The 15,632-nt window shown below is 66.5% G+C and carries 17 protein-coding genes; 5 read left to right on the top strand and 12 right to left on the bottom strand.

The genetic code is table 11. The features are described from left to right. Positions 1–2: 2 nt before the first annotated feature. The 5 genes from ACOZ4I_RS13015 to ACOZ4I_RS12995 form a co-directional block, all read right to left on the bottom strand. Positions 3–1,208 carry an ABC transporter substrate-binding protein gene (locus ACOZ4I_RS13015; RefSeq protein WP_424000202.1) on the bottom strand — a complete coding sequence of 402 codons (1,206 nt, stop codon included), beginning with the start codon at positions 1,206–1,208 and terminating at the stop codon, positions 3–5. A 110-nt stretch (positions 1,209–1,318) separates the two neighbouring features. After that, positions 1,319–2,185 carry a helix-turn-helix transcriptional regulator gene (locus tag ACOZ4I_RS13010; protein ID WP_424000200.1) on the bottom strand — a complete coding sequence of 289 codons (867 nt, stop codon included), beginning with the start codon at positions 2,183–2,185 and terminating at the stop codon, positions 1,319–1,321. 96 nt (positions 2,186–2,281) lie between these two features. Beyond that, on the bottom strand, positions 2,282–3,430 hold the full coding sequence (locus tag ACOZ4I_RS13005) for an ABC transporter permease (RefSeq protein WP_424000198.1): 1,149 nt from the start codon (positions 3,428–3,430) through the stop codon (positions 2,282–2,284). Further along, entirely contained in the window at positions 3,430–4,098 is a 669-nt protein-coding gene (locus tag ACOZ4I_RS13000) for an ABC transporter ATP-binding protein (RefSeq protein WP_424000196.1), read from the bottom strand. The genes ACOZ4I_RS13005 and ACOZ4I_RS13000 overlap by 1 nt, the downstream gene beginning before the upstream one ends. Then, complete coding sequence (locus tag ACOZ4I_RS12995) at positions 4,095–5,594, bottom strand: hypothetical protein (RefSeq protein WP_424000194.1); 1,500 nt, start codon at positions 5,592–5,594, stop codon at positions 4,095–4,097. The genes ACOZ4I_RS13000 and ACOZ4I_RS12995 overlap by 4 nt, the downstream gene beginning before the upstream one ends. Before the next feature lie 716 nt (positions 5,595–6,310). Here ACOZ4I_RS12995 and ACOZ4I_RS12990 point away from each other — a divergent pair. From ACOZ4I_RS12990 to ACOZ4I_RS12970, 5 genes are all read left to right on the top strand, one after another. After that, positions 6,311–6,703, top strand: a complete 393-nt coding sequence (locus ACOZ4I_RS12990; protein ID WP_424000192.1) for a DUF7475 family protein — start codon at positions 6,311–6,313, stop codon at positions 6,701–6,703. Positions 6,704–6,813: 110 nt separating this feature from the next. Continuing rightward, positions 6,814–7,107, top strand: coding sequence for an ArsR/SmtB family transcription factor (locus tag ACOZ4I_RS12985; protein WP_424000190.1), 294 nt, complete (start codon positions 6,814–6,816; stop codon positions 7,105–7,107). Further along, positions 7,097–7,513, top strand: a complete 417-nt coding sequence (locus tag ACOZ4I_RS12980; protein WP_424000188.1) for a hypothetical protein — start codon at positions 7,097–7,099, stop codon at positions 7,511–7,513. The genes ACOZ4I_RS12985 and ACOZ4I_RS12980 overlap by 11 nt, the downstream gene beginning before the upstream one ends. Before the next feature lie 59 nt (positions 7,514–7,572). Further along, positions 7,573–8,370: a helix-turn-helix transcriptional regulator gene (locus ACOZ4I_RS12975; protein WP_424000186.1), complete on the top strand. Its 798-nt coding sequence runs from the start codon at positions 7,573–7,575 to the stop codon at positions 8,368–8,370. Between the two features lie 339 nt (positions 8,371–8,709). After that, positions 8,710–8,943, top strand: coding sequence for an HTH domain-containing protein (locus ACOZ4I_RS12970; protein WP_162412585.1), 234 nt, complete (start codon positions 8,710–8,712; stop codon positions 8,941–8,943). A 30-nt stretch (positions 8,944–8,973) separates the two neighbouring features. Here ACOZ4I_RS12970 and ACOZ4I_RS12965 read toward each other — a convergent pair whose 3' ends face one another. The 7 genes from ACOZ4I_RS12965 to cobD form a co-directional block, all read right to left on the bottom strand. Continuing rightward, positions 8,974–9,525 (bottom strand): hypothetical protein, encoded by a 552-nt coding sequence (locus ACOZ4I_RS12965; RefSeq protein WP_424000184.1) that lies wholly within the window; start codon positions 9,523–9,525, stop codon positions 8,974–8,976. Next, the gene (locus ACOZ4I_RS12960) at positions 9,522–10,289 is read right to left on the bottom strand and encodes an AAA family ATPase (protein ID WP_424000182.1); all 768 of its coding nucleotides are present in this window, start codon (positions 10,287–10,289) and stop codon (positions 9,522–9,524) included. Before ACOZ4I_RS12960 ends, ACOZ4I_RS12965 begins: the two co-directional genes overlap by 4 nt. Positions 10,290–10,357: 68 nt before the next feature. Continuing rightward, the gene (locus ACOZ4I_RS12955; protein ID WP_424000180.1) at positions 10,358–11,836 is read right to left on the bottom strand and encodes a cobyric acid synthase; all 1,479 of its coding nucleotides are present in this window, start codon (positions 11,834–11,836) and stop codon (positions 10,358–10,360) included. 916 nt (positions 11,837–12,752) lie between these two features. Further along, positions 12,753–13,007: a hypothetical protein gene (locus ACOZ4I_RS12950; protein ID WP_424000178.1), complete on the bottom strand. Its 255-nt coding sequence runs from the start codon at positions 13,005–13,007 to the stop codon at positions 12,753–12,755. 166 nt (positions 13,008–13,173) lie between these two features. Then, entirely contained in the window at positions 13,174–13,824 is a 651-nt protein-coding gene (locus ACOZ4I_RS12945) for a cob(I)yrinic acid a,c-diamide adenosyltransferase (RefSeq protein ID WP_424000176.1), read from the bottom strand. Positions 13,825–13,834: 10 nt separating this feature from the next. Then, complete coding sequence (locus ACOZ4I_RS12940) at positions 13,835–14,542, bottom strand: adenosylcobinamide amidohydrolase (RefSeq protein ID WP_424000174.1); 708 nt, start codon at positions 14,540–14,542, stop codon at positions 13,835–13,837. After that, the gene (gene cobD / locus ACOZ4I_RS12935; RefSeq protein WP_424000172.1) at positions 14,535–15,593 is read right to left on the bottom strand and encodes a threonine-phosphate decarboxylase CobD; all 1,059 of its coding nucleotides are present in this window, start codon (positions 15,591–15,593) and stop codon (positions 14,535–14,537) included. The genes ACOZ4I_RS12940 and cobD overlap by 8 nt, the downstream gene beginning before the upstream one ends. Positions 15,594–15,632 lie beyond the last annotated feature (39 nt).

The following is a 15,632-nucleotide window of genomic DNA, read 5'->3' as shown; positions in this document are numbered from 1 at the left end:
TCCTACAGGTCGCCGTTGACGGCGTCGAGGAGGCGCTGTCGGTCGAAGAGCCGTTCGTCCGCGGACAGTTCGCCCACCGGACCGGGCCACTCACCGAACTGCTCGGGGTAGACCTGTTTTGCGACGGCCTCGGTGGAGAACATATCGACGATAGGGCCCATGTACTGGCCGGCGCTGCGGATGACGTTCCCCTCCTGGACGGCAGTGAGGTCCTGTCCGTTGTCGTTGTTCTCGAAGGGTTCGACGACGTTGGCGACGAACTGCTCGTGCGTGGAGGAGGTGAGCGCGCCGACGGCCCCGATGTAGTCGGGGTCGACCCGGAGGAGTTCCTCGTAGCCGATCGGTCCGTCCGGGTACCGCCCCTCGAAGGCGTCCCGCAGTCCGACGCGGTAGTAGGACTTGGTGTTGTTGCCCACGCGGTGGAGCGGGGCGATGCGGAACTGTCCGGAATCCGGGTTGACACCGCGCCAGATAGCGGCGACGGTGGGACGGTCGTCTTCGGGCGGGAGGCCGTCTTCGATCGTGCTCGTGAGGTCGTCGTGGAGTGACTGCCACGCCTGGAACTGCTCCTGACGCTGGAAGACGGTCGCGACCTTCTCGAAGGCCTCGTAGAGGGTGTACGGGTTCGGGTCGCCGGAGACGGCAGCGGTCGGTGCAAAGCGGAGTGGTGTCCCGAGGAAGGGGCCGGTCTGGGACTCGATTTCCTCGTAGTCTGACTCGCCCCAGTTGGTGAACCGAGAGACGGTGCTCTTGGGAATGAGCCAGACGTCGGCGTTCGCCGCGTAGAAGTTCTCCTTGTCGTAGCCGGACTCCGCGCCGCTGGCCAGCTTGGTGACCCGGCTCTCGTCGAACGCCAGGCCGAGGAGGTCGTAGAACTTGAGCGGGGCGCGTTCGAGACCAGTGGTCGCGCTCGGATGGATGCCAAGCGCCATCCCGATGTCGAGCATGGGGCCGGAGACGACGCCGTACGTCTGTGGGACCTCCTCGAACGTGTAGGGATCGTTGGGTTCGATGTGGACCGTGTACGGTGTCGGGTCCGACGCCGTGGCCGCTTCGGTTTCCGCGTCCGTCTCGGTCGCCGTCGCGGTCGCTGAGTCCGTGGTCTCCGCCGTGTTCTCCCCAGCACCGGTGGTATTTCCGGCACAGCCGGCGACGCCGGCGGCGATGAGGCTAGCGCTGCTTGCGAGTAACTGGCGTCTGCGCACCATGTTTTTAGGCTGGCCTGAAACAGTCTTAGTGATTCTCACCGTACGATGTGCTGTGCCGTGAACGATGTTCACGGCGTGTTACGGCCGACAGGCAACGTTCGCAGCTATCGTCAGTGGTCGACACTCGCCCGCTGGCTGAGCGGCACAGCGCGGTCTCGGTACTCACCGATCACGTGATCGGCCCACGCCAGAACGTCGGGGTGAGAACACGAGACGATGTCGAAATCGGCCCTCTCGCCTCGGGAAACGGTGAGAAACACGGTTTCGTCGTCGATGAGGTCGACGGTACAGGGGAGTCGCTCGTCGAGGCTGTAATAGACCGTCCCGTCGGTAGCGGCCTCGATGCGTTGCCACGTGGCCCGCAGTGACTGATCTTCGAGCATCGTCTTGGTGACGTTCGCGTCGAAGACGACGTGCGCCTCGGCATCGGTTCCCTCCCGAATGTCCTCCTCGTGTGCGTGCATCGGGAGCGACGTGAAGGTCCCAACGAGCGCCTCACACGAGCTGCCGTCTCTGAGTGCGTTCGCGACGACGCGGGCCGCGGCGAGCGGGTCAGCGCTCTTCCCGTGGACGTGCTCGCCGTCGGCAAGACACCGGAGGTCGAAGTCGAACCAGTCGGTCGGGAGCCGCGAGACGAGGTCCGGGAACGCCTGTCCGACAGACACTGTCCCCAGCAACTGAGCGAAATCCCTGTGGACGACTTCACCGAAGGGAGTCAGTTCGTACCCGCGGCCGACGTTCGTTCGCCGGACGAGTCCACGGTCTTCGAGGTCACCGAGGATACGGCTCAGTGTCACTCGCGTCGCCTCCAGTGGCTCCCGCAATTCCTCACGGGACCGTTCGCCATCCGCCAGTAGATCGAGCACGCGGAGACGGTGCTCCGAGCGGGCGAGGAACGCCATGTATTCTACCGCGTCCGTGGACAGTCCCTCGCTGTTCTCGTCGGTCACTTGCAAGCCCGAAGGTTCGGCTGTCATCTGACACTCACCTTTGTTTAGGGTGGCCTAAAACACTTCTCAATCCAGACCGCGTTTCCGCACCATCGCCGGATCGGGGTCGTTGGGTCACGTCGGTCATCCGCGCAGGGCCTCGACCGGGCGGTCGTTCGCCGCCTTCCAGGCGGGGTAGACGCCGCTCAGCACGCTCGCCACGACGGCGAAGGCGAACCCGTACACCAGGTACTGCGCGCTGCTCCAGCCGAGCGCGCCCAGTGGGTCGCCCGTGATCATCTGGAAGACCACGAGCCCGACCGCGAGCGAGCCGAGCGCGCCGACGAGTCCGCCGAGGACGCCCATGAGCACTGCCTCGGTGAGGATCATCCGCAGTACCTCGCCGCGGCGGACCCCCACGGCCCGGAGGACGCCGATCTCGCCGCGGCGCTCGACCGTGCTCATCAGCATGACGTTGAGGATGGCCACGCTCGCGACGACCAGCGAGATGCCGCCGATCGCCAGCAGCGCGAGTGACAGCGTATCGAGGAACCCACCGACCTGATCCGCGCCGCCGAACGAGGTGATGCTCAACTCCTCCTCGTCGTCGGTGTTGAAGCGGTCGTCGAGGGTGTTGCCGACCTCCGTCGCCGCGTCGCCGTCCGCGGCGATGATCGTCACCGAGTCGTAGTAATCCTGGTCCGACAGCGCCGACTCCGGCAGGACGAGTTCGCCGCCACCGCCGGGCCCGAACGACGGACCGTCCTCCTCGATGAAGCCGCGGACGCGGTAGAGCTGGCCGTCGTACTCGACGGGGTCGCCGACTTCGAGACCCAGCCGGTCGGCCGTGCCGTTGCTGATGAGCGCCCCCGTCACGAGCCGCTCGGGTGCGTTCCCAGACGTGAGGTTGTACAGCGCGGCGGCGTTCGTCACCCCGGTGACGCTCACTCTCGCCTCCTCGCCGTTTCTCGCCGATATCTCCGTCGAGTTCGTCTTCTGCGGGACCACCTCCGCGTCGCCGGCGAGATTCCGTATCGTCTCGACCTGATCGTCGGTCACGCCGTCGGTGTCGCTGTCCTGGCCCGAGGAGACGGTCACCTCGTCCGCGATGCTGCCGAGCTGCGACGACGCCTGCTGCTGGAGCGCGACGGTCGCCATCCCGAGCGAGCAGATGGCGACCACGCCGATGATGATGCCGAGCGCCGCAAGCGCCGTTCGGAGGCGGTTGCGGCCCAGATTGCGCCACGCCATCTGCGCGCTGGGGAACCGCCAGAGGAGGTCCGAGACGCCCACTACTGGATCACCCCGTCGACGATTTCGACGGTCCGGTCGGTGTATTCGAGCATCTGGTCGTCGTGGGTCACGGCGACGATGGCGACGTTCTCGTCTTCCTTGAGCCGCGTCAGTTCTTCGAGAATGGTCTCACCGGTGTCCTGATCGAGGTTCCCCGTGGGCTCGTCGGCGAGCACCACGTCCGGCTCGTTGATCAGCGCGCGGGCGATGGCGACGCGCTGTTGCTGGCCGCCCGAGAGCTGTTTGGGCGTGTGGTCGAGGCGGTCGCCGAGGCCGACGCGCTCCAGCAGGTCGACCGCGCGGTCGCGCCGGTCGACGCTGGTGTCCCACATCGAGGGGAGTTCGACGTTCTCGGTCGCCGTGAGCATCGGCAGCAGGTGGAAGTCCTGGAACACGAACCCGATGCTCGACCGGCGCTCCTCGGTGAGTTCGTCCCCGGAGAACTGGCTCACGTCACGGCCGTCGTGCCGGACGACCCCCTCAGTGGGTGTGTCGAGCAGGCCGATCATGTTGAGCATGGTGCTCTTGCCGGACCCCGAGGGGCCGATGATCGTGACCATCTCGCCGAGGTCGGCGCTGAAGTCGACGCCCTTGAGCGCCTCGATCACCTCCTCGCCGCTCTGGTAGCGCTTGACCACGCTGTCGAGTTCGATGACGGCGTCGCTCATTGCTGTCGCCAGCGGTAGGCCGCGAACCCGACGCCGCCGAGTACGAGCACGGCGACCCCGATTCCGATGGTCGTCAGCGGGAGACCGCTGTCAGAGCCGCCGGGAGCGCCACCGCCGCTGGGTCCGTTCGCCGCACTGGCGGCCGCGGCCGCGCCGCCCGAGGTGTCGCTTACGTCGACCTCGACGATTCGCTCGACTCGCTCGCCGGCGGCGGAGTAGCTGATACGGACCGGGACGCTGTCGACCGAGGCGTTCGCGCCGGCGCTCGCGGTCAGTTCGAACGTGGCGAACTCGCTCGACTCGACGCTGCCGACGAAGTACTCGCCGTTCGGCGCGGCGGGCGTGACGCCCTCGGACTCGACGACGCTGACGAGCACCGAACTCGCGTCCGCGCTCCCGATGTTCGAGGCGTCGCCGTCGAGGGTGATCGTGGTTCCCTGCCGGGTGACCTCTACGCCGGTGAGCGTCACGTTCGACTGTTCGAGCGGCGAGTAGTCCACGGTCGTCTCGGCGGTCTGTTGCTCGCCGGCCGCCGTGTACTGTGCCACGACCGTCACCTCGCCGGCGGGGATGTCGTCGCCGTCGAGCGTCACGGTCTGGGTCTCCTCGGCCCCGACGTCAGAGACGAGGGTCCGCGTGACGACATCGCCGTCGACGACGGCGCTGACCTGCCCGTCGCGGAGTTCGACGTTGCCGAACTCGGTGAGGGTGGCCTCGATGGCCGACGAGCCGTTGACGGTTGTGGACGTCGCGGTCAGTTCCGCGTCCGTGTTGGCTTCCTCGACGCCGACGGTGACCTCGCGGTCGATGGTCCGCGTCGTTCCGTTCACGTTGTAGGTCAGCGTCGCGCTGATCGTCTGTTCGCCGGCCTCGGCGAACGTCATGTCGAACGCGTGGCTCACCTGCGACCCGGACTGGATGGCGGCGCTCACGCGCTCGGGGTTCTCGATGGCCCCGTCGCCGCCGAGTTCGAGCCTGACGTTCGAGAGCGTCCCGTCGTCGCCGTTCGAGACGGTGACGTTGACCGGGGACTCCTGACCGGCGACGAGGTCCTCCGGCGTCGAGACGGAGATGGACGCCTCGTCGGGTTCCTGCACGTCGACGTACAGCGGGTACTGCACGCGCCGGTAGCCGCCGCCGTCTTTCACGACGACGTTGACCTGGAGGCGCTGGCCGCCGGTCTTGTTGATGTCGAGCGTCAGCGGGATGTCGATCGAACCCCCGGCCGCGATTGTTCCCACGTCCTCGATTCGCGCCAGTTCGCCGGAGCCGCTGGCCCGGCGGACGTACACGTCGGTCACGTCGGCCGGTCCCGAACTGCTTTCGAGGTTAACCACGGTCGTCGTCACGGTGAACGCCTCGCCCGGGGCGGGCTGATCGACCGATGTCTCGACCGACTGGATGGAGACGTTCGCGGCGCTCGCGACACCCACGGCGCTGCTCACCGTCGAGACGAGCAAAAGACCCACGAGGAGCGTGCTCCCGATCCGTTTCATCTTCTCCCCTCCAGCGGTTCTCCGTCGCCCGCTCCGATCGGTCCGGGGACCGTCCCGGTTCGCCGGCGACTCGTCCACTGTCGACTCCGCGTCTGATCTCGTCGGTTCACGCCCGGAGTAGCGCGATCCATCCTTTAGTCTCATTTCCGAGATATCCCGGATTTTCGGCACACGTTCGGCACAAATTCGAGGGAACTTACGCACGCTCCAGGGGTTCGCTTGGCTCGGTGTCCCGCCCTCGCGAGTGACAGAATCGTCTCCCGCGCGTGCTGGATCGATACGCGCTGTCGGCAGGTAGTGAGTCTTGACCACGAAAAGAGAGGGGAGCGGGGGGATCGGGTGACGCTGGATCGCCCCCATGGCTCTGTGAAGTATGTCGGGAGTCTACCGACGAATAGGCGCTTTCGGGGCTGGTATCACCTCCAGTTCGGACTGCCGGTTCCGTCTGTAAATCGTTGTTCGCAATTGCGACAGCATTCAGCCATTATTTCGACCCAAATCCGGCGGACTGGCGTGGTATTCCGTCTGCTGCCGAAAGAGACGGTGTGGGTCCTGCGAGACCCGAATCCGGTGACCGAACCGAGCGTCGCTTGAACAGGCGAGGTGCCCGCGGAGAACGTCAGCGACGCCGTTCTGCGACCGAATGCTGTCGAAATTGTGCCTAAGTTCGGCAAATCCTCTTTCGGTCCGGTGGTGTAGCGCCGCTGACTCCACTCATGTCAACGACCGATTCCACCGCGGACGGACAGTCGCTGTTCACCGGCCTCCCGACGGGCGTCCTCCCGTACGTCGCCATCGTCGCGGCGCTGGTCTCGACGTACATCCATCTCTCGATGGCCCCGATGATCATGCAGTTCGACCAGACCCAGGGGATCCTTTTCGTGCTCGCCGGCCTCGGATTCCTCGCGGGAATCGCCGTCTACCTCACCCGGTTCTGGCGACGGGAGTTCTACCTGGTCGCGATCGGGTTCTCGCTCGCGCAGGTCGCCGCGTTCTTCGTGATGGGCGGCCCGCTCAACGACATGGCGATCGCATCGAAGCTCGCCGAAGTGGTGTTCGCCCTCGCGGCGGCCGCGCTCTACCTCGGTGAGACCGACGTACTGTCGTAAGGGCCGGTCTGCGCGAACTCCATCGTTATTCATGGCGGAATACCGCTAATCCTCGGCCGAACACCGCGAGAACAAAACCTATTTCCGTCGTTTAACCGCGTATTCACGCAATGCGGCAGTTGCTGTGGTGGCTCATCGGCGGGTCTCGGGGTGGCGAGAACCGCCTCCGCATCGTGCGGACGCTCCAGGAGCGGCCACAGAACACCAACCAACTGGCAGAGACGCTCGACCTGAACTACAAGACCGTTCAGCACCACCTCGAAGTCCTCGAGGAGAACAACGTCGTCACCACGACGGGCGACGACTACGGAAAGATGTACTTCCTGACCGACCGGATGTCGAACAACTTCGACATCCTGGACGACATCGCGGAACAGGCGAACCTGGATATCCATGGTGAATAAACGTAACCCCCTGGCCAAGACGGCAGCCGTGACGGTCGCCGCAGCGGTCGCCGGCCTCGTCGCAACGCTCTCGCTCGAACTGCTACCACCGTCGCCACACGGCCCGCCGCCCGAGCTGCTGTTGCTCCTCGTTCGGATCCAGCTGTTCGTCACGACGTTCAATCTCGTCATGTTGCTGGCGCTGCTGGGGTTGTACATCTCGCTCTATCGGGACCTGCCCAACAAGTACACGCGGAGCCTCATCCTGCTCAGTCTCGCGCTCCTGCTGTACGCGGTCACGTCGAACCCGCTGGTCCACTTGCTGTTTGGCTACCGCGGCCCGCCGACCAGCGGCCCGTTCGTCTTCGTTCCCCACGCCTTCGTCGGGTTCGCCATCATCGTGCTGTTCTATCAGAGCCAGACGTAGAGTGTTGACACGCAGCAAAGACGCTAAGACGCTCGCCCACCATCAGGTGGGTAACGACGATGGCTCCGGACGACAGCGTACACGAGGACTGTCAGTTTCTGACAGGGTCCCCTCAGCGCTTCGCCGTGCTGACGCGACTCCACGACAGTCCGGCCCGACCGACCGACATCTGCGATTCGGTGGATGCGACGCGAACGACGGTCCAGCGGATTCTCGCGGGATTCTCCGAGCGGCGGTGGGTGGTCAAGCGAAACGGGGAGTATTGCCTCACGGTGACCGGCCGGCGGGTCCACGACCGCTATCGGGAGCTCCTGACCGAACTCGAGCGCGCCCGTGCGGTGGGGCCGTTCGCGGCGCACCTCGGCCCGATGGAAGCGGAGGTCCCAGCGGCGCTGCTGGACCCGGACTCGCTAACGGTCAGTTCCGAGCAGAGTCCGCTCGCGAGCGTTCGGCGGTTCACCGAGTGGCTGCGCGACGTCGACGGCGACGTGCGGGCGATCTCGCCCATCGTCACGTCGGTGTTTAACGAGGTGGCGGCGAACCTCCTCGAATCCGAGATTCGAATCGAGTTCATCATCGACCACAGCGTGCTCGAACGGTCGGCGGCCGACTTCCCGACCGCGCTGGAGCGCAGTCTCGAACACGAGTACATCACCACCTACGTCCACGAGGACCCGCTCGATATCGGCCTCGCGCTCGACGAGTCGCGGGTCTGTCTGGCAGCCTACGACGACCGGAACAACGTCCGTGCGATCGCGGAGTCCGACGAACCCGCCGTCTACGAGTGGGCAGAGTCGGTGTTCGCGAGGTATCAGTCGCGATCGGAACCGCTCGAAGCCGCGGCCTCGACGTCGTGAGCGGTCGTCACTGCCGTCGACGGGCCGCCACAGTCGCTGTCTGACGGTGTCTCGTGGAAGGGCCGAAGCGAGTGCCGGTCGCGGCGTCGACGGCCAAGCACTCCGTGGAGGGCGGGATGGCGTATCCCCGAGCCACTATAGCCGAGTCAGGCAGGTATACTTATCCGCTGTTATCTGTTTCGGGACCAGATACGTGTTACAGGGGCTGTAACACCGTCGGAGTCACACCGGAGCGCCGATCTCGTCGGATCCAATCGGTCACCGGGACATCCATCCCGCTCCGATGCGACTCGAAAAAATGACCGACACTATAAGTGTGTGGCAATCGTTAACAGAAGTATGTCTCCGCCTGGACGGGAGATCCAGTACACCGAATCGGACGTGATCGAGGTGTTCAAAGATCGGAACGATTACGCGGAGCCGCTGACAGCGTCGGAGGTCGCGGAGCGACTCGGCTGTTCGCGACGGACCGCGCTGAACAAACTCCACGACCTCGAATCGGAGACCGACATCACGAGCAAGAAGGTCGGCGGGCGATCGCGCGTGTGGTGGATTCCCGTTCGGACGGGATGAGCGGTCCACGCGGTTGACCGCAGTCCCGGCTCAGAATTCCCACTCTGCGGCTCGCTCGCGAGCTTCAGCCCGAGCCTGGTCTTTGATCGCTTCGATCTTTTCCGTGTCGTCGAGGAACGCCTCGACGGCGCTCTGTGCATCGCCCGCGTCGTCCGTCGAGCCGTCGCGCTCCACCGCGTCTCGGCGGTCGGACGGGGCTGCGCGCCGCGTGCTGTCGGCGAGCGCGGGATCGCCGGCCACCCGTTCGGCGGGCATCCCGGGCGGGACCCGAAGGTCGTCGGCGCGGTGGGCCGGTTCGAGGTCTGCCGCGTCCAGCGAGTACAGGGAGACGTGATACGGACCCGGAACGGCGAGGTCGGCGAGCGCCGGCGGCCCGCCGCGGTCCGTGCCCGTGTGGTACGCGAGCACCGGCACGCCGTCGGCGAAGGTGACGACGCCGCGGCCTTCGGCGTCGAGCAAGAGCGTCTCCTGAGACTCGAAGACGGCGTAGCCGGTCAGCCCGCGGTCGAGCACGTCGGCCAGCACGTCTCGCGGGTCCGTGACGACGCGGGACTTGCGGAGGCTGCCCCGAGGGAGCTTCATAGCTGCTCCGGGACGACGGCGCTGCGGAACCGGTCGGCGGCGTCGCCGGGGGACCCCTCGCGGACGGTGAGCGCGTCGGCGGCCCGCCGGTAAGCCGTCGCGGCCGCACAGTCCGGCGCGTGGGCGAGCAGCGGTCGGCCCGCTCGGCGCGCCTCGCGTGCACACTCACTTTCGGGGACCGCCGCGAGCGTCGGACCGTCGAAGTAGCGCTCGGTCTTCTCGGCCACGCGGTCGATGGACTCGGACTCGCGGACCTTGTTGAACAGGAGGCCGGCCACGCCCGTGCCGTAGGTCGTGGCGTACTCCTGGACCTTCAGGCCGTCGGATATCGCCGGAATCGTCGGCTGGAGGACGGCCACGATTCGGTCGGCGAGCACCACGGGGAGGACGGCGGTGCGGCTGTCGAGCGCCGGCGGCGAGTCGAGCAGGATCACGTCCGTCCCCGTCGCGAGCGACGCGACCACCTCGCGCAGTCGGTCGGGGTCGGCGTCCCTGAAGCCGTCGAGGCTCGTCCCGCAGGGGACGACCGTCATCCCGAAGCGGTCGTAGGTCGCCGCTTCGACCGGCGCGTCCTCGGCCAACACATCGTGTAGCGTCGTCTCGGCGTCGGAGAGACCGGCGTGAAAGAGCAGGTTCGCCATCCCCGTGTCGGCGTCGACCACCGTCACGTCGTACCGTTCGGACAGCGCCATCCCGAGGGCGACGGTGCTCGTCGTCTTGCCAGTGCCGCCCTTCCCACTGGCGACCGCGAACACTTCGACCATTTCGAGAATATTGCGCGCCAATAGTATATAAACTTCTGGAAAATAGACGAGAATAAAAGGAGCCCCGCTCACCGCTCGGGCAGTCCGAGGGGTGCGAGATCGACGTGATTCGCGACGAGCGCAGCGGCGCGGTCGTACGGGTCCTGTCGCGACTCGCCGAGACCCGCCGGCGGGTCGATGCCGGCCGACTCGAACGTGTTTCGTACGAAGGCATCGCGAGCCGCGTCGTTCACGAAGAGATCGTGGAGGTAGGTGCCGAGGACGGCGTCGGTCGCAGCCCCGTCGCCGTCGAACGGGCGGGCCGCGTCGTCGGTCAGCGTCGAGTCTCCCATGTGAATCTCGTAGCCCTCGACCCGTCCGCTCGCGCCGGCCAGCGGCCCGACGCCGCGGAGTTCACGCTCGACACGTTCGACGGTCTTGGCCTCCGAGAACGTGGTCGTCACGGGCAGGAGACCGAGTCCCTCGACGCGGTCTCGCTCGCCCGTCCCCTCCACGGCGGCGTTGGTGATTTCCTCGCCGAGCATCTGGTAGCCACCACAGAGGCCGATGACCGGGCCGTCGAACGCCCGGAGGCGGTCGCCGAAGCCCGCGTCGGTGAGCGCCAGCAGGTCGTCGACGGTGTTCTTGCTCCCCGGCAGAACCACCGCGTCGGCGTCGTCGAGCGTCGTCACGGGCGGGACGTACGCGACCCTGACGCCGGGTTCGCGGGCGAGTGGTTCGAGGTCGGTAAAATTCGAGATGCGGGGGAGTCGCGGGACCGCGACCGTCACGCTCTCGCCGTCGGGCACGCCGTCGTCGGCCCCGACCACCGCGCGCTCGCCGACCGCCGGGAGCGACACGCTGTCTTCTTCCGGGAGGCCGGGGTCGTCGTAGGGGAGCACGCCGAGGACGGGCACGCCGGTCCGTTCCTCGAACTCCTCGATGCCGGGGTCCAGCAGCGAGCGGTCGCCGCGGAACTTCGTGACGACCGCGCCGGCCACACGCTCGCGCACGTCCTCGGGCAGGAGTTCGAGCGTCCCAACGAGCGAGGCGAAGACGCCGCCGCGCTCGATGTCTGCGACCAGTACCACGTCGGCGTCGGCGAAGCGCGCCGTCTCGATATTTGCGAGGTCGCGGTCGTGGAGGTTGATCTCGGCGATGGAACCCGCGCCTTCGGCGACGATCACGTCGTGGGTCGCCGCGAGGCGGTCGTGGGCCGCGCGGGCGGCGTCGAGGGCGTCCGGCCAGTGGTCGTCGTAGTACGAGCGCGCCGCGAAGTGGCCGACCGCCTCGCCGTCGACGACCACCTGCGACTCGCCGTCGCCCCGCGGTTTCAGCAGGACCGGGTTGTGGTCGGTCGTCGGGGCGACGCCGGCCGCGCGGGCCTGGACGTACTGCGAGACGCCGATTTCGCCCCCGGGCGTCGCCCGGGCGTTGTTGCTCATGTTCTGGGCCTTGAACGGGGCGACGGAGACGCCGCGGTCGGCCAGATATCGGCAGAGCCCGGCCGCGACGGTCGACTTGCCGACGTGGCTCGCGGTGCCCGCCACGAGCAGGGTGTGGGCCATTACGCAGTGGTGGGAGGCGAACGCACTGGTTTCTTTCGCTCAGACCGCTGAACCGGTTTCGGTGTACTACTTGCACGTCACTGGGTAGTTCAGCATTTCAGATGCTACTGAACGTCGTACGGTGTACCCCACAGATTGGGCGTCTTTGAGCTGTTGTCACACCCGATTTGAAACGGTCAGTACAGCGCGTGTATGTCTCGTCTGGCTCTGTTGAAATCCTCTTCTTCAGACAGATTCTCGCCTGAAACAGCCGGTCGATGAGAACTGCGAATGGTACAGTGCGTTTAGTGAGAAGAGAAAACAGATATGATCGCACGGCTTCAATTCATCCTGTGAACTTGCCCTCTTCCGGAACACACCCGTTGCTCGGGACTGACGGACAAGCGCGGACGCTCCGCTTGTTCTTGACGGCGCTTATTGGAACCCCATGGCTACTGTTTATTGAGCCAACCCGTCAGATCGTCTCCCCAGCGGCCACAGTAGCGGCAATCGGTCTGGGGATGTTTCTCGGTGTTGTGGCAGTGGTAGGACTGGCTGACGTTGAACCCAAGGAAGTAAACGACGTGACGGCAGCGATCGTTACACTCGTTTGTATCTGTGTTGCAACTGTCGTCGTCTGGCTGATCGTGCCTCACCAACATCTCGGAGCAGTGCTTCAGTTCACATTGGCGTTTATGTGGACAATGCCCGTGATCTCTCTACTCTATTACCGTTACCGAGCGCCTGCCACCAGCTAAGTACACGAACATCCCTCGGAACTTCCCTACTCTATACTAGGCGGTTCGTGAATCCCCTTTGCTGTGCGATTCGTGAGTCCCGTATTGACCGCGACTGGGTCATGATCTATCACTTGCTGAGGATTTCAACAGAGCTTCTCGTCTCTTTAGAATGGCTGCTATTCCACAATCAGAGTGACTTAAAGAAGCTGAAGTGAGAGAAACCCCACACTACCCAAAACTACAGCCCAGAATCCTATGTCACCAATTTCAAAGTCGGATGGAGAGCCAGTGAACATCTCGTATACTGATGCACTCATCACTCCTATTCCAGCAATGCTACCCAAAATGATTGGCAGACTTATGCTCCTGTCGGCGAGAGCGGGGACTGATTCGATTGCGAAGGCGGCACCATATACTGCTAAGCATGTGTAAAATATGTAGAACCGTTCCATGATGTAGTAGTGATACAGAGTTAACATAAATTGCGAGGTTGAGTGGGTGGCCGATTCGCAGTCCTACTGTGCAGTGTATTCAGAGTATACTGCCTGAGACCGACACTTTGCGAACAGTTGTAGGGTCCTGCAAAAGAATACGCCCACTTCAGTTGCTGGAACCCATCTAGAACTCCGTCCCCTTGCGCGCGCCCTGGCCGGCGTCGATGGGGTGTTTCTCCTTTTTGACCTGCGTCACGAGGTCCGCGTGGTCGAGCAGGAAATCGGGGCGCTCGTGGCCGCCGGTGAGGACCAGTTCGAGGTCGTCGGGCGTCGACTCGACCAGCGAGACCACGTCCTCGGGGTCCACGAGGCCCCGGTTCGCGGCGTAGAGGATCTCGTCGAGGACGAGCATGTGCAGGCCGTCCTCTGGCGGGCCGTCGGGGTCGAGCGGCGCGTCGAGGTCGGCGTCCGCGCTGGCCTCGACCAGTTCTCGGGCGCGGTCGAGCGCCCCCTTCGCGCGGGCCTCGTGCTCGTCGTCCTCGCTGCCATCGAGGAAGCCGTGCCAGCCGTAGTGGCCGGCGTTCTCGTAGGAGAAACCCGGGAGCGCCGCGATGGCGTTGTACTCGCCGCGCACGTCCTCGACGGTACCGGTCCCGCCCTTCATGAACTGCAGCAGGTGGACGCGGTAGCCGTGGCCGACGGCGCGGGTCGCCATCCCCAGCGCCGCCGTCGTCTTGCCCTTGCCGTCGCCCCACCAGACCTGGACCAGGCCGAACTCCTCGGGCGCGCTCGGCTCGATGGGCTCGGCGGTCGGGCCGGCAGTGTTGTCGGTCATACCCGCTCGTTCACGGCTTGCCCACATCGGTCTGCCGGTCGGTGACGACACCGTGGGCGGCCTCCTCGACGGTCGGAACGGCCTCCTCGTCGTAGCGCGCGGCCAGGCTCGCCCGGACGGCGTCGCGGACGCACGCGCGGGTCGCCGCACCGACCTCGGTCGCGCTCCCGGCGAACGGCGCGCGCTCGGCCTCCGGGACGCAGCCGACGATGGCCGCGTCCGAGGTGGTCCCGGGGACCCCCGCAGCGTCGAGCAGCGTCGCGGCCTTCGCCTCGACCGCGGTCGCGAGCAGCGTCGCCAGCGCGCCGTCGTCGAGCGCCCGGTCGACGCCGACGACGACGTTGACCGTGCCGGGTCGCCAGTCCTCGGCCGCTGTGTCGGGGGCCGCCTCGCGTCCGGTCGCCACCCGTCCGTCCATCGGCAGCACGGCGGGGTTCGAGAGCCCGGCCGTCGCGAGCGCCGAGACCGGCCCGCTACGGGCGCACCGCGCGTGGGCCATGTCCACGCCGGTCAGGAGCGTCGGGCCGACCGGGAAGCCGGCGTCGGCGAGCCGTTCCTCGCGGTAGGCGTCGAGGTCGGTCCGCTCGAACCCCGTCGGGACCGCGACGTTGTAGACGGCGTCGCTCTCCCGGTAGCCGCCGTCCCACGCCGTCGAGAGCCAGCGTGCCCCCTCCCGGCTGACCTGACAGATCCGGTCTCGGACCGCCGTCTCAAACATCCAGTGCCTCCAGCAGGCGGTCGTTCTCCGCGGGCGTCCTGACCGCGACGCGGATGTGGGAATCGAGCCCGCGGAAGGTGCGGGCGTCCCGGAGCGCGATCCCGGCCTCGCGGGCCGATGCCAGCACCTCGTCGACGCTGGCCGCGCTCTCCGCGACCGAGAACAGCAGGAACGGCGCGTCGGAGGGAAAGACGTCGAAACGCTCGCCGAGGCGGTCGCGGAGGCGCGCTCGCTCGCGGTCGACGCGCGCTCTCGTGTCCGCGACGAACTCCGCTTGTCGGTAGCAGTGCGCGCCGACGGCGGCCGCAGGGGCGCTCATCGACCAGGCGCGCCGGGCCGTCGCGAGGCGGTCGCGCTCCCGTTCGGTCCCGACGGCGTAGCCCATCCGAACCCCGGGCAGGCCGAACAGCTTCGTCAGCGACCGGGCGACGACGACGCCCTCCGTCCCGGCGAGCGACGGCTCGTCGGTGAAGCCGAGGAACGCCTCGTCGACCAGCAGCGTCGTCCCGGCCGCGCGACAGCGGTCGGCGAACTCCCGGAGCGCCACGCGGTCGGCGGTCTCGCCGGTCGGATTGTTCGGGTTGCAGACGACGGCGAGCGCGTGGCCCGCGGGGTCTGCGTCGAGCAGTTCGTCGTGGGGGACGAACGCGGGGGTCGCGCCCTGCAGCCGCACCTCCCGAGCGTACTCGCCGAAGCTGGGATACGGAAGCAGGACGCGATCGCCGTCGCTGACCGCGGTCTGGACGGCGAGGCGGATGGCTTCGAGGCCGCCCGCGGTGGGGATCACCTGCTCGGGCGCGCAGTCGACGAACGCCGCCGCGGCCTCGCGGAACGCGGGGTAGTCGTCGTCGGGATACGACCGCGCGGTCTCGAAGGCGTCTTCGAACACCCGCGCCGCCCCGGGTGGGACCCGCGGGTTCGTGTTCGCGCTGAAATCCAGCAGGTCCGGGTCGTCGCTGCTGCCGTGCGGGACGCGGCCGTCGGGGCCGATGGCGTCCGCCGCCTCGTCGCCGCCGCTCGCCCGCAGCCGGTCGACCGTCTCCGGGTCCATGCGCTCCGGCTACGGCGGGCCGTGTGGAGAAGCTTTCGT

It is taken from the genome of Haloarcula salina, from assembly GCF_049603855.1.
GTDB classification, from domain to species: Archaea; Halobacteriota; Halobacteria; order Halobacteriales; family Haloarculaceae; genus Haloarcula; species Haloarcula salina_A.
This window is presented reverse-complemented; position numbering and strand designations above follow the sequence as displayed.

Bases quoted from the DNA above. Each gene is read 5' to 3' on its own strand.
- ACOZ4I_RS13015 (WP_424000202.1), bottom strand. From the start codon at position 1,208: ATGGTGCGCAGACGCCAGTTACTCGCAAGCAGCGCTAGCCTCATCGCC.
- ACOZ4I_RS13010 (WP_424000200.1), bottom strand. From the start codon at position 2,185: ATGACAGCCGAACCTTCGGGCTTGCAAGTGACCGACGAGAACAGCGAG.
- ACOZ4I_RS13000 (WP_424000196.1), bottom strand. From the start codon at position 4,098: ATGAGCGACGCCGTCATCGAACTCGACAGCGTGGTCAAGCGCTACCAG.
- ACOZ4I_RS12995 (WP_424000194.1), bottom strand. From the start codon at position 5,594: ATGAAACGGATCGGGAGCACGCTCCTCGTGGGTCTTTTGCTCGTCTCG.
- ACOZ4I_RS12990 (WP_424000192.1), top strand. From the start codon at position 6,311: ATGTCAACGACCGATTCCACCGCGGACGGACAGTCGCTGTTCACCGGC.
- ACOZ4I_RS12985 (WP_424000190.1), top strand. From the start codon at position 6,814: ATGCGGCAGTTGCTGTGGTGGCTCATCGGCGGGTCTCGGGGTGGCGAG.
- ACOZ4I_RS12980 (WP_424000188.1), top strand. From the start codon at position 7,097: ATGGTGAATAAACGTAACCCCCTGGCCAAGACGGCAGCCGTGACGGTC.
- ACOZ4I_RS12975 (WP_424000186.1), top strand. From the start codon at position 7,573: ATGGCTCCGGACGACAGCGTACACGAGGACTGTCAGTTTCTGACAGGG.
- ACOZ4I_RS12970 (WP_162412585.1), top strand. From the start codon at position 8,710: ATGTCTCCGCCTGGACGGGAGATCCAGTACACCGAATCGGACGTGATC.
- ACOZ4I_RS12965 (WP_424000184.1), bottom strand. From the start codon at position 9,525: ATGAAGCTCCCTCGGGGCAGCCTCCGCAAGTCCCGCGTCGTCACGGAC.
- ACOZ4I_RS12960 (WP_424000182.1), bottom strand. From the start codon at position 10,289: ATGGTCGAAGTGTTCGCGGTCGCCAGTGGGAAGGGCGGCACTGGCAAG.
- ACOZ4I_RS12955 (WP_424000180.1), bottom strand. From the start codon at position 11,836: ATGGCCCACACCCTGCTCGTGGCGGGCACCGCGAGCCACGTCGGCAAG.
- ACOZ4I_RS12950 (WP_424000178.1), bottom strand. From the start codon at position 13,007: ATGGAACGGTTCTACATATTTTACACATGCTTAGCAGTATATGGTGCC.
- ACOZ4I_RS12945 (WP_424000176.1), bottom strand. From the start codon at position 13,824: ATGACCGACAACACTGCCGGCCCGACCGCCGAGCCCATCGAGCCGAGC.
- ACOZ4I_RS12940 (WP_424000174.1), bottom strand. From the start codon at position 14,542: ATGTTTGAGACGGCGGTCCGAGACCGGATCTGTCAGGTCAGCCGGGAG.
- cobD (WP_424000172.1), bottom strand. From the start codon at position 15,593: ATGGACCCGGAGACGGTCGACCGGCTGCGGGCGAGCGGCGGCGACGAG.